Below are 14,315 nucleotides of genomic sequence, written 5' to 3' on the forward strand. Positions count from 1 at the left end.
CCTCCTCCCACACCGACGCGAACACCGGAAACGCCTCGCACAGCTCCCGGCCCATCCCGGCGACCTGGCCACCCTGCCCGCCGAACAGGACGCCGACCTTCCCGCTCACGGCGCCACCGGTGATCACCCCGGCTCCGGGCGAGCCGTCCGCCAGCGTCTCGAGACCGCGCCGGGCCTCGTGGACGTCACGCGCGAGCACGACCGCCCGGTTCCGGAGCACCGCGCGGCCCGAGGCCAGCGACCATGCGATGTCCCCGGTATCGGGCTCGTCGGCCGTGGCCAGCCACTGCGCCAGCCGCCCGGCCTGACGGTCCGCCCCGCCCTCGCCCGAGACCACGATCGGCGTGACCGGCAGGGACTCCCGGTCCGGACCCGGCGGCTCGGCCGGGAACGCCTCCACGATCACGTGCGCGTTGGTGCCGGAGATCCCGAACGACGACACCCCGGCCCGGCCGGGCCGGGACAGCGGCGGCCAGGGCCGTGGCTCCGACACCACTTCGACGCCGGTCCACTCCACGCGCGACGACACCGGCGTGCTGTGCAGCGACCGTGGGACCACACCGCGCCGCAACGCCTCTACGACCTTGATGATCCCGCCCACTCCGGATGCGGCCTGGGCATGCCCGATGTTCGACTTGAGCGATCCGAGCAGCAGCGGAACGCCGGCCCGCCCGCGCCCGTACACCTCGACCAGCGCGCCGACCTCGATCGGGTCACCCAGAACTGTTCCCGTGCCGTGGCCCTCGACGACGTCGACGTCGGCGGGCGACAGCCCGGCGTCGGCCAGCGCGGCCCGGATCACGCGTTGCTGCGCCGGCCCCGAGGGCGCGGTCAGACCGTTCGACGCCCCGTCCGATCCGACCGCGCTGCCCCGCATCACGGCCAGCACCGGGCGCCCGGCCGCGACCGCGTCGGCCAGCGGCTGGACGACCAGCATCGCGGCGCCCTCGGCCCAGCCCGTGCCGTCGGCATCGTCCCCGAACGACCGGCACCGGCCGTCCGGCGACAATCCTTTCTGCTCGCTGAACGCGATGAAGGTCTCCGGGGTGGCCATCACGGTCACCCCACCGACCAGCGCGATCTCGCAGTCGCCGCGGCGCAGCGCCTGCGCCGCCCAGTGCAGGGCGACCAGCGACGACGAGCACGCGGTGTCCACCGTGACGGCCGGTCCTTCGAGCCCGAGCACGTACGCGATCCGGCCGGACAGGATCGAGCCGGTGTTCGCGTTGGCCGGATAGTCGTGGTACATCGCGCCGGCGAACACCCCGACCGGCCGTCCGCGCAGCGACCGCGGGTCGATTCCCGCGCGTTCCAGAGCCTCCCACGACACCTCCAGCAGCTGGCGTTGCTGCGGGTCGGTGACGAGAGCCTCGCGCGGGCTGATCCCGAACAGGCCCGCGTCGAAGCCGGCCGCATCGTCCAGGAACCCGCCCCGATCCACGTACGTGGTGTGCGGCCGCGAGCCTTCCGGGTCGTGGATGCGGGATACCTCCCAGCCGCGGTCCTTCGGGAACGATCCGATCGCGTCGCCCCCTTCGTCGACCAGGCGCCAAAGATCCTCGGGCGAGCCGACCCCACCCGGAAACCGGCACGCCATACCGACGATGGCGATCGGCTCGCTGCCCCGGCGGAGCCGGTCGCGCAGCCGCTCGTTCTGCTTGAGCGAGGTTCGGAGGGCCTCGACCAGCTTGGCCTCGGAGGCGGAGGTCATCGTGTCACTCCTCGTCGTCGGTACGGTCGTCGCCGAGCGCGAGCCCGATCAGAGCGTCGGCATCCATCTCGTCGATCGTCTCGGAAGGTTCCCGCGTGGACGGGCCGTCCGGGCCCAGCAACTCGTCGAGGAGCCCGGAGCGGCGCAGGCGATCCAGCGGCACGGTGGCGAGGGCCCGGCGGATCCGGTCCTCCTCGCTCTCCTCCTCGGGGGCGCCCGATTCGCCGGCGAGCTCACCGTCCAGGAACTTGGCCAGCGCGGTCACGTTCGGGTGGTCGAAGACCAGCGTGGGCGCCAGGCCGAGCCCGGTCGCCGCGGCGAGCCGGTTGCGCAGCTCGACGGCGCTGAGCGAGTCGAATCCGAGGTCGCTGAACGCCTGCTGCGGGTCGATCTGCTCGCGCCCGGAATGGCCGAGCGTGACCGCGACCGCGGACTGCACGAGATCCACCATCGCCGGACCCCGCCGGGACGCCGGCAGCTTCGCGAGCCGCCGTACGAACGCCCGGCCGGAAGCGGCGGCGCGGGGCCGGACCAGCGACCGGAACAGCGGTGGCACGTCGCCGGACTCGGCCATGCCACGCAGGTCGAGCCGGGCCGCCATCAGCACCGGCGAGTCCAGGCCGGTCGCGGCGTCGAGCAGTTCGAGGCCCTCGGCCACGGCGAGCGCCTGACCGCCGAACCGCCGGCGGGCGGTGGCGTCCAGCGTCCCGGCCATGCCCTCCTCGGTCGCCCACAGGCCCCAGGCCACCGATCGGGCCGGAAGCCCGGCGGCGCGGCGGCGGGCGGCCAGTGCGTCCAGGGCGGCGTTCGCGGCGGCGTAGGCGGCCTGCCCTGCGTTGCCGACCACGCCGGCGGCCGACGAGAACAGGAGGAACTCGGCGATCGGATGCCCGGCGGTGAGCTCGTGGAGGTGCAGCGCGGCGTCCAGCTTGGGGCCCAGCACCCGGTCCACGCGTCCGGGGGTCAGGGCGGTCACCACCCCGTCGTCGAGAACGCCCGCGAGATGCACGATGCCGGTGAGGGAGCCGTCGGCCGGGATCACGGCCTCCAGCGCATTGCGGTCGGTGACGTCGCACTCGGCCACGTCGATCCGGGCGTCCAGCGAGGCCACCAGCTCGGGCAGGCCCGGGGTGGCGAGCCCGCGCCGGGCCAAAAGCAGAAGGCGGCGTACGCCCCGCTTCTCGACCAGGTGCCGGACGACGATCCGGCCGAGCGCGCCGCCCGCGCCGGTGACCAGGACGGTTCCGTCCCCCGCGAAGGGACCGGGCGACGCCGGGGTCTCGGATACGGGTACCAGCCGGCGCACGTACACCCGGCCGTCCCGGGCCGCCGCCTCCGGCTCGCCGGCGGTCAGCGCAAGGTCCACGTCGCCCTCGACCAGCACGATGCGGCCCGGGTGCTCGGCCTGCGCCGACCGGACCAGGCCGCCGACCGCCGCGCCGGCGAGGTTGTCCCCGACCCGTACGACGAAATGCCCGGCATCGTCGGCGGCCAGCCGCAACCGGATCTCGGCCAGCGATCGTCGCAGGGCGTTATGGACGGCCTCGACGTCGTTCCCGGCGCCCACCGTGACCACCGGCGGAACCGGGCCCTCGACCGGCGTCCCCGGCACGGCCTGCCAGTCGACCCGGAACAGTGAGCGCGCCGCCCGCGGGCCGCCACGCAACTGGGCCGGATCGAACTCGCGGAGGGCGATCCGCCCGACCGTGGCGAGCGGCAGCCCGGAACGATCCGCGAGGGTGAGCCGGTAGCCGTCGTCCACCGGCTCGACGCGTACCCGCGCGGCCGTACCGCCGGCCGCGTGAACCGTGACGTCACTGAACGCGAACGGGACGGCGAGCCGGTCCTGATCGACGCCGGCGAACGCGATGGCGTGCAGCGCGGCATCGGCCAGGGCGGGGTGCAGGCCGTACCCGTCGGCGGCGAGATCGTCCGGCAGAGCCACCTCGGCGAGGACGTCACCGCCGCTTCTCCACACCGCGGTGAGGCCCCGGAACGCCGGGCCGTAGTTCATCGGCAGTTCGTCGTAGAAGCCGTCCAGCGGCAGCGGCTCGGCCCCCGGTGGCGGCCAATCGAGCAGATCCTCCCCCTCGGCCGCCCCGTTCACGGCGACGGATCCGGACGCGTGGCGGATCCACTCGGTGTCGTCGGCGCCCCGGCTGTGCACGGTGGCCGGGCGGCACTCGTCCTCGTCCGGCTCGCCCACGCGTACCTGCACCACGCGCGGATCGTCGAGGATCAGCGGCGCCTCGACGGTGAGGTCACACAGCCGCGGGCAACCCGCCTCGGCGCCGGCCCGCAGCACCATCTCGATGAAACCGGTGCCGGGCAGCAGCACCGTCCCGGCAATCGCATGGTCGGCGAGCCACGGGTGGGAGGCCGCCGAGACGGTACCGGTGAACAGAACCTCGCCGGTGCCGGCCACGGTGGTCGCGACGCCGGCCAGCGGGTGCCCGGGCCGGGAGTCGGCGTGGTCGGGGGTCAGCCAGTACGGCCGGTGCTCGAACGCGTACGTCGGCAGGTCGGCCCACCGTGCGCCGCGACCGCCGAGCACCACGCCCCAGTCCACGTCCGTACCGGCCGCATGCAGGTCGCCGGCCGCCCGGAGAAGGCTCTCCACCTCGGGCCGCCCACGACGCAACGAGCTGACCGCCGGCACGTCCTCCGGTACGAGAGCGGTGAGCACTCCGTCCGGCCCCAGCTCCAGCGTGCGCGACACACCGAGCGCGCCCAGGGCGTCGTGGAACCGGACGGCCTCCCGTACGTGCCGCACCCAGTACTCGGGGGCGGCCGGTCCGGCACCGACCTCGCCGGTCACGGCGGAGACGAGCGGGATGGCCGGCTCGCTGAACTCCAGCTCGCCTACGACCGCACGGAACTCGTCGAGCATCGGTTCCATCAACGGTGAGTGGAACGCGTGCGACACCGGGAGCCGCCGCACCCGCCGCCCGAGCGCCGCGAACCGGCCGGCGATCTCGCTCACCGCGGGATCGGCCCCGGAGACGACGACCGCGCGGGGGCCGTTGACGGCGGCGATGCTGGTCTCCGGGCCGAGCAGCGGCAGCACCTCGCCCTCGGCCGCCTCCAGCGCGATCATTGCGCCGCCCGCGGGCAGCGCCTGCATGAGGTTGCCGCGGGCGGTGACCAGGCGGGCGGCGGCCGGAAGCGACAGCACGCCAGCGACCCGGGCGGCGACGATCTCGCCGATCGAGTGCCCGGCGAGCACGTCGGGCCGGATGCCCCAGGACTCGACGAGGCGGTAGAGCGAGATCTCCAGGGCGAACAGCGCGCTCTGGGCGTACGCCGTGCGGTCGAGGAGTTCCTGGTCGTCGCCCCACGTCACGTCGAGCAACGGCCGGTCCAGATACTGGTCGAGCTCCTGGACCGCGGCGTCGAGCGAGCGCGCGAAGACCGGGAACGCGTCGTAGAGCTCACGTCCCATGCCGATGCGCTGCGAACCCTGCCCGGTGAACAGCATCGCGAGGCGGCCCCGGGCCGCCGATCTCGACGCGGTGACGTCACGGAGCCCGGCCAACAGAGCATCCCGGCCGGACGCGACCACGACGGCCCGGTGGCCGAGGCGCGACCGGCCGGTGGCCAGGGACCACGCCACGTCGAGGGGTTCGTGGTCCCGTACGGCACCGGCGAGCCGCTCGGCGGCGGCGGCCAGCGCTTCCGGAGTCCTCGCCGACAGCACCAGCGGCACCGCCGGAAGACCGGTCGCCGCGGGCCCGGTCTCGAGCTCCGGGGCCTGCTCGAGGATGACGTGCGCGTTGGTGCCGCTGATGCCGAACGACGACACGGCGGCGCGGCGCGGGCGCCCGGCCGAGGGCCACGCCACCGGTGCGGTCAGCAGCCGTACGTTCCCGGCCGACCAGTCCACGACGGGCGTCGGCTCGCTGACGTGCAGGGTGCGCGGGAGGACGCCGTACCGCATCGCCTCGATCATCTTGATGATCCCGGCCACGCCGGCTGCCGACTGCGCGTGACCCATGTTCGACTTGACGGAACCCAGCCAGAGCGGCCGATCGTCCGGACGATCCTGCCCGTACGTGGCGAGCAGCGCCTGCGCCTCGATCGGATCCCCGAGCCTGGTGCCGGTGCCGTGCGCCTCGACCGCGTCCACATCGGCGGGACCGAGCCCGGCCGCCGCCAGTGCCTGCCGGATAACCCGTTCCTGGGACGGGCCGTTCGGGGCGGTGAGTCCGTTCGACGCCCCGTCCTGGTTGACCGCCGACCCCTTCAGCACGGCGAGCACCGGGTGCCCGCGGCGGCGCGCGTCGGAGAGCCGCTCCAGCAGCAGCATCCCGACGCCCTCGGCCCAGCCGGTTCCGTCGGCGTCGCCGGAGAACGACCGGCAGCGGCCGTCCCGGGCGAGACCGCGCTGCCGGCTGAACTCGACGAACATGCCGGGCCCGGCCATCACCGCCACGCCTCCGGCCAGGGCCAGCGACGTTTCGCCGGTACGCAACGACTGGGCGGCCAGGTGCATAGCGACCAGCGACGACGAGCACGCGGTATCGATCGTGACGGCCGGCCCCTCGGTGCCCAGGAAGTAGGCGATCCGGCCGGAGGCGATCGAACCGGTGGCGTCGTTGTGCGGATAGTCGTGGAACATCAGCCCGGCGTAGATCCCGGTGTTCGTACCTCGCAGGGAAGCCGGGTCGATGCCCGCCCGCTCCAGCACCTCCCACGACGATTCGAGCAGCAGCCGCTGCTGCGGGTCCATGGCGAGGGCCTCGTTCGGGCTGATCCCGAAGAAGGCGGCGTCGAACCCGGCCGCGTCCTCCAGGAAGCCACCCTGGTCGATGTAGCTGGTGTCGGGCCGGGAGCCGGTGGGGTCGTACAGGCGGCCCAGGTCCCATCCCCGGTCGGCCGGGAAGCCGGTCACCACGTCCCGGCCCTCGTCGACCATCCGCCACAGATCCTCGGGCGAGTTCACGCCGCCCGGGTACCGGCAGCTCATCGCCACGATCGCGACCGGATCGCCGTCCACCGGGGTGGAGGGTGCCACGGTGACGGCGCGTCCCGCCCCGGACAGCTCGCCGAGCAGGTACCGGGCGAGGACGGCCGGGGTGGGATGGTCGAAGACCAGCGTGGCCGGGACCTTGAGCCCCAGAACCTCCCGGATCCGGTTGCGGAAGTTCAACGCGGCCAGGGAGTCGAAGCCGAGATCGCGGAACGCGCGCCCGGTATCGACGGCGTCGGCGCTGTCGTGACCGAGGACGGCGGCGGTCTCCGCGCGGACCAGGCCGAGCACGGCTTCCTCGTCGAGCGTGTCCACGGCGACCGCGACCGCCGTGCGGCGGGTCACGCCGGGATGCAGGAGGTGCCGGAGGATGGGCGGCACCTCGGGACCGGCGGCGCGGAAGTCGAGCGCCATCGGGACGAGGGCCGGCACCGGGGCGTACGCGGCGGCGTCGAACAGGGCCAGCCCGGCCTCCGGGGTGAGCGGCAGCACGCCGCTGCGGGCGATCCGCCCGCTGTCCGCGTCGCGGGTCATGTCGCTGCCGTCCGCCCACAGGCCCCACGCCAGCGAGGTGCCGGGCAACCCGGCCGCCCGGCGCTGCTCGGCGAGGGCGTCCAGGAAGGCGTTCGCGGCCGCGTAGTTCGCCTGCCCGGGCGCGCCGAGTACGCCACCGGCCGAGGAGAACAGCACGAACTCGGTCAGGTTCATCCCGGCCGTCAGCTCGTGCAGGTGCAGCGCCCCGTCCACCTTGGGCGCGAGCACCCGGTCGAGGCGTTCCGCGGTGAGCGATTCGAGGACACCGTCGTCGAGGACTCCCGCCGCGTGCACGACCGCGGTGAGATCGACGCCGTCGAGCACGGCGGCCAGGGCGTCTCGGTCGGTGATGTCGCACGCGGCGACGGTCACCTCCGCCTCCAGTTCGGCGACCAGCTCGGCCGCGCCCGGGGTCGCCATGCCACCGCGGGAGATCAGCAGGAGCCGGGTGACGCCGCGCCGGTTCACCAGGTGACGGCAGAGCAGGGTGCCGAGCGTACCGACGCCGCCGGTGACCAGGACCGTGCCGCCGGGAGCGCCGAACGGCGGCAGTTCGGACGGCAGATCGACCGGAACCCGCACCAGGCGGCGCCCATACGCCACCCCGTCGCGCACCCGGACCTCCGGCTCGCCGGTCGCCAGCGCGAGCGGCAGGTCGCCGGGGGCGCCGTCGACGAGCACGATCCGGCCCGGGTTTTCGGACTGGGCGGACCGGACCAGCCCACCGGCCGCGGCGGCGGCCGGATCGTCGCCCGTACGCACGATCAGCCGCCCCTCGTCGCCGGCCAGGAATTCCCGCAGCCCGGCCAGCGTGCGCCGAGCGACCTCGTGGACGTCGCCCGGTCCCGGCTCGAATACGCGGCCGTCGATCGCCGCTCCGCCCGGCTCCACCGGGGTCCAGCCCACCGCGAAGAGCGAGTCCCGGACCGCGGACCGCCCGCCGCCGGTCACCGGCAGCTCCCGCAGCACCAGGGAGTCGATCGCCGCGATCCGCTCGCCGCCCGCGTCGGCCAGCAGCACCTCGGCCCGGCCCTCGCCGAGCCGGCGCACCCGCACCCGGGCGGTCCGCGCGCCGGTCGCCCAGCACGAGACGCCGCCGAACTCGAACGGCACCGACACGCCCTCGCCGACCACGCCGGCCAGCCCCGTGGCGTGCAGCGCGGCGTCCAGCAGGGCCGGGTGCAGGACGTACCCCTGGAGGCGGGTGCCCTCGGGGAGCGCGACCTCGGCGTACACGTCGTCCCCGTGCCGCCATGCGGTCCGCAGCCCGCGGAAGACCGGGCCGTACTCGAGGCCCGCCGCGGCCAGGTCGTCGTACCAGGAGGCGAGGTCGACCGCGGCGGCGCCGGACGGCGGCCACGGCTCGGCCGGCCCGGGATCGGTTCCCCCGGGAGCGACGGAGCCGGTCGCGTGGGTGGTCCAGGGAGTGTCGGGAGCGGCCTCGTCCGGCCGGGAGTGGACGGCGATCGGCCGCCGGCCGTCCTCCGCGGGAGGTCCGACGGTCACCCGCAGCTTGAACGCGCCCCGCTCGGCCAGTGCCAGCGGCTCGAGCAGGGACAGCTCGTCGACCCGCCCGCAGCCGGCCGCGTCGGCCGCCCGCATCGCCAGCTCCAGGAGCGCGGTGCCCGGGACCAGCACGGCGCCGCGTACGGCATGGTCGGCGAGCCACGGCTGGACGGCGAGGCTGAGCCGGCCGGTCAGCACGAGGCCGCCGGTGTCCGGCAGGGCCACGGCGGCCCCGAGGATCGGGTGCCCGGTGGTCTCCAGGCCGGCCACCGTGACATCACCGCCGTTCGACGCCTCCAGCCAGTACCGTTCGTGCTGGAAGGCGTACGTGGGCAGCGCCACCCGCCCGGGCCGCCCGAGCAGCCGGTCCCAGTCGATCCGGGCTCCGTGCAGGGCCGCCTCGGCGAACGCCTGCATCATGCGCGGCAGGCCGCCGTCCTCTCGGCGCAGCGAGGCGACCGTCGCGGCGGCCCGGCCGGCGTCCTCGGCCGTCTCCTGGATCGCGGTGATCAGCCCCGGGTGCGGGCTCATCTCGAGAAAGAGGTCGTGACCGTCGTCGAACAGGCACCGTACGGTCTCTTCGAACCGGACGGTCCGGCGCAGGTTGCGATACCAGTAGTCGGCGTCCAGCTCGTCGCCGATCAGCCGTTCCGCGGTGACGGTGGAATAGAACGGCACGGCGGCGGGGGCCGGGGCGAGACCGTCCAGCTCCTCGGTGACCCGGTCGTGGATCTCTTCGACGTAGGCCGAGTGCGACGCGTAGTCGACCGGGATGATCCGCGAGCGGACCCCGTCCGTCTCCAGCCGTTCGCGCAGGCGGGCCAGGACACCCGGGTCGCCGCAGAGCACCACCGCGGACGGGCTGTTGACCACGGCCAGCTGAAGACCGTCGGTGAGCAGTTCGCGTACCTCGGCGGCGGGGAGCGCCACCGACATCATGCCGCCCCGGCCGGCCAGCCCGGCCCGGATGGCGCGGCTCCGCAGAGCCACGACCCGCGCGCCCTCCGGCAGCGACAGGGCACCGGCGACCACGGCGGCGGCGATCTCGCCCTGGGAATGGCCGACGACCGCGTCCGCGACGACGCCGGCTGAACGCCAGGCCGCGGCCAGCGAGACCATCACCGCCCAGAGAACGGGTTGAATCACGTCGACCCCGTCCAGGCCGGGAGCGCCGTCCTCGCCACGCAGCACCGCCCGCAGATCCCAGCCGGTGTACGGCGCGAGGGCGGCTCCACATTCGTCGAGCGCGGAGGCGAAGGCGGGAAACGCGGCTGCGAGTTCCACCGCCATCCCGGCCCACTGCGAACCCTGGCCCGGGAACACGAAGACGATCCGCGGGGTGCCGGGGCGCGAGCCGGTGACCGTGACGGCGTTCGGCGCGGGACGGCCACCGGCCAGCGCGTCCAAGCCGGCGACGAGGTCGTCCCGATCGGCGGCGACGACCGCGGCCCGGTGTTCGAAGAGGGTACGGGTGGTGAACGTGGCGTGGGCGACGCCGGCCAGATCGGCGCCGCCCCGCGCCACCTCGGCGAGCCGCCGGGCCTGGGCCCGGAGCGCCTGCGGGCTGCGCGCCGCGATCGCGTACGGCAGAACCGCCGGCGGTACCGGGGCGAGGCCGGACTCGGAGGGGTCCGGCGCCTGCTCGACGATCACGTGCGCGTTGGTTCCGCTGATGCCGAACGAGGAGACGCCGGCCCGGCGGACCCGGCCACTCCCGGGCCACTCGACCGGCGAGGTGAGGAGCTCGACGGCACCGGCCGACCAGTCCACCATGGTCGTGGGGGTTCCGACGTGCAGGGTCCGCGGCATCATGCCGTACCGGATGGCCTGGATCACCTTGATGATGCCGGCGACGCCGGCGGCGGCCTGGGTGTGCCCCATATTGGACTTGATCGAGCCGAGCCGTAGCGGCTCGCCGTCGCGCTCCTGCCCGTAGGTCTCGAGCAGCGCCTGCGCCTCGACGGGATCGCCGAGGACCGTGCCGGTGCCGTGTGCCTCCACCAGGTCGACGTCGGCGGGACGCAGCCCGGCGTTGGCGAGCGCCTGCTGGATGACCCGTTTCTGGGCCGGCCCGTTCGGCGCGGTCAGCCCGTTCGACGCGCCGTCCTGGTTGACCGCGGTTCCGCGGATCACCCCGAGCACCGTGTGCCCGAGCCGTTCGGCGTCGGACAGCCGTTCGACGAGCAGCATGCCGACGCCTTCGCTCCAGCTCGTCCCGTCGGTGCCGTCCGCGAACGACCGGCAGCGTCCGTCCGGCGAGAGCCCGCCCTGCCGGCTGAACTCCACGAAGATCTCCGGCGTGGCCATCACCGCGACCCCGCCGGCGAGCGCCATCGTGCACTCGCCGGAGCGCAGCGATTGCGCGGCCAGGTGCAGTGCGACCAGCGAGGACGAACACGCGGTATCGATGGTGAGGGCGGGGCCACGCAGCCCGAGCACGTACGCGACCCGGCCCGACGCGATCGCACCGGTGCTGCTGTTGAACGTGTAGTCGTGATACATCATCCCCGCGAAGACCCCGGTGTCGCTGTCGCGGAGCGTGGCCGGATCGATGCCCGCGTTCTCGATCGCCTCCCACGCCGACTCGAGCAGCAACCGCTGCTGCGGGTCCATGCCGAGCGCCTCGTTGGGCCCGATCCCGAAGAACGCCGCGTCGAAGCCGGCCGCGTCGCGCAGGAAGCCACCCTGGTCGGTGTAGCTGGTTCCGGGCCGCGACCGGTAGGGGTCGAACACCGCGTCCACGTCCCAACCGCGGTCGACCGGGAACCCGGAGATCACATCCCGCCCCTCGTCGACCATCCGCCACAGGTCCTCGGGCGTGTTCACCCCGCCCGGATAGCGGCAGCTCATCCCGATGACGGCGAGCGGTTCGCCGGTGTCCGAGGTCGCGGCCACCGGTTCGTCCGGGGCGCCGGCGAACTCGCCGGCCAGGTATCGCGCCACCGCCTCCGGGGTCGCGTAGTCGAAGACCAGGGTGGCGGGCAGCTTGCGGCCGAGGGTGGCCGAGAGCGCGTTGCGCAGCTCGACGGCGGTGAGAGAGTCGATGCCGAGATCGGTGAAGGGCAGCGTGGACCCGACCGCCTCGCCGTCGTGGTAGCCGAGAACGGCGGCGACGGCCGCGCGGACGAGATCGAGCAGCTGCCGCTCGCCGGTGACGGCGGCGACGACCGAGGCGGCGGGCCGGCGGCGGGCCGGCACCAGGCCCCGCAGCAGCTCGTGTACCTGCGGCTCGGTACGCAGCGTGGCCAGGTCGAGGCGGGCCGGCATCAGGACGGGCTCGTCGGTGGCAAGGGCCGCGTCGAGCAGGGCCAGACCGTCGTCCGGGGCCAGCGGCGTCAGCCCTCCCCGGGCGAGCCGCTGCCGGAACGCGTCGTCCAGGCCGGCCGCCATGCCGTCGGCCCACGCCGGCCAGGCCAGGGACCGGGCCGGGCGGCCCTGGGCGTGACGCAGGGCGGCGAGCCCGTCGAGGGCGGCGTTCGCGGCGGCGTAGTTGCCCTGGCCGGGCGCGCCGAGCAGGCCGGACGCGGAAGAGAAGACGACGAACATCGAGGCGTCCGGTGCGAGCTCGTGCAGGTGGAGCGCCGCGTCCACCTTGGGTCGCAGCACGGCGTCGATCCGCTCGGCGGTCAGCGACCCGATCACGCCGTCGTCCAGGACGCCCGCGAGGTGGAACACGGCGTCGATCCGGCGGTCACCGAGGGCGGCCGCGAGGGCGGCCCGGTCGGCGACGTCGACGGCCGCCACGGTCACCGTCGCCCCGAGTTCGACGAGAGGTCCGGCGTCACCGCCGGTGCGCCCGGCGAGGATCAGGTCGCGTACGCCGTAGTGGCTCACCAGATGCCGGGTGAGCATCCGCCCGATCGCGCCGAACGCGCCCGTCACGAGCACCGTCCCGGCAACGACTCCGGGTGCAGTCGCCGGCCGGGCGGCCACCAGCCGGGCGCCGAAGAGCTGCCCGTCTCGCACGCCGACCTGGGAACGACCGGTTCCGGCCGCCCGCCGCGGGTCCACGGTGCCATCGGTGTCGACCAGCACGAACCGGTCCGGGTTCTCCGCCTGAGCCGAGCGTACGAGACCCCAGGCGGCGGCACCGGCCAGGTCCGTGACACCGTTCGCGTCGACCGGCATCGCACCGCGCGTAACGAACACGAGCGTCTCGTCGGTGGGCTCCTGGAGTACGGCGAGGACATCGCGGGTCGCGGCGTGCACGGCCTCGGCGGTCGTGCCCGGCTCGATCTCGACGATCCGGGCGGCCGCCGTGTCGCCGAGGGGAATCGGATACCAGTCCGGCCGGTAGACCGTTCCCGGGGTGGCCCGGGCGATCTGCCCACCGGCCGGGCGTACCGCGAGGGCGGCCACGTCGGCGACCGGCTGCCCGGCCGCATCGGTCAGCCGTACCGCCACGCTGCCCTCGCCGAGCGCGCGTATCCGGGCCCGCACGGCGGTGGCTCCCGTGGCGTACAGCTCGACCCCGGACCACGCGAAGGGCACGGCCGGGCGGCCCGAGGTGGCGCCGGTGAGCGCGATGCCGTGCAGGACCGCGTCGAACAGGGCCGGGTGCAGGCCGTACGAGCCGGCGTCGTCGATCTCCGCCTCGACGTGCACGTCGTCGCCGTCCCGCCAGGCCCGTTTCAGGCCTTGGAACGCGGGGCCGTAGTCCAGGCCGCCGTCGGCCAGTTCGGCGTAGAAGCCGGTCAGATCGATCTCCTCGCCGGACCCGGTGCCGGCCGCGTCCGGCTCCCGGCCGCCGGCCGGGGCGAGTGTGCCCTGGGCGTGCAGGGTCCACGGGACCTGCTCGCCGTTCGCGGGCCGGGAGTGCATGGTCACCGGGCGGTGGCCGTCGGGCCCGGGCGGTCCGGCCGTCACCTGGACGGTCACCGCGCTGCCGCCCAGGACCAGCGGGGCCAGCAGGGTCAGTTCCTCGACGCGGGGGCAGCCGGCCTGGTCACCGGCCGCGATGGCCAGCTCGGCCCAGCCGGTGCCGGGCAGGATGACCTCGCCGTTGACGCGGTGGTCGGCCAGCCATCGCGGGGAGGTGCTCGAGACACGGCCGGTGAGCACCACACTGTCCGGATCGGCGAGGACGACGGCCACTCCCCCGAGGGGATGGCCGGCGGTCGTACGGTCGAGCCAGTAGTGGGTGTGGCGGAACGCGTAGGTCGGAAGGTCGGCCCACCGGTAGCCGTGCCCGCGGAGCACATCGGCCCAGTTCAGCGGCGCACCGGCGGTCCACAGGCGGGCCGCGGCACCCAGCACGCCCCGCACCTCGGCGGTCGCCGCGGTGGTCAGCACCTCTTCGCCGACGCAGTCCGGGACCAACCCGGCCAGTACGGATCGGGGGCTGATCTCGACGAACCGGCGTACGCCCTTCCCGTACAACCCGGTGATCGCGTCCGCGAAGCGCACCGTCCCGGTCAGCTGACCGGCGAAGAACTCCGGATCCTCCACCGGCGACCCCACCGGCAACCGAGCCACACCGAACTCCAGACCACGCACCACCTCCGCGAACTCACCCGCCACCGGAGCCATAAACCCAGAATGGAAAGCATGCGACACATTCAAACGCCGGCCGCCACCGAACCGGGCCGCCACCCC

At 74.5% G+C, this 14,315-nt stretch carries 2 protein-coding genes; both read right to left on the reverse strand.

Annotated elements, in window-relative coordinates; all coding sequences use genetic code 11:
- Positions 1-1,711, reverse strand: a 1,711-nt coding sequence (locus ACIA5C_RS48365; RefSeq protein WP_396068120.1) for a type I polyketide synthase, incomplete at its 3' end; no start/stop codon positions are given.
- Positions 1,712-1,715: 4 nt separating this feature from the next.
- The gene (locus tag ACIA5C_RS48370) at positions 1,716-14,249 is read right to left on the reverse strand and encodes an SDR family NAD(P)-dependent oxidoreductase (protein ID WP_396068121.1); all 12,534 of its coding nucleotides are present in this window, start codon (positions 14,247-14,249) and stop codon (positions 1,716-1,718) included.
- Positions 14,250-14,315: the final 66 nt, after the last annotated feature.

It is taken from the genome of Actinoplanes sp. NPDC051343 (assembly GCF_044455125.1).
GTDB lineage: Bacteria > Actinomycetota > Actinomycetes > Mycobacteriales > Micromonosporaceae > Actinoplanes.

Coding starts and splice junctions, on each gene's coding strand:
- ACIA5C_RS48370 (WP_396068121.1), bottom strand. CDS start 14,249: ATGGCTCCGGTGGCGGGTGAGTTCGCGGAGGTGGTGCGTGGTCTGGAG.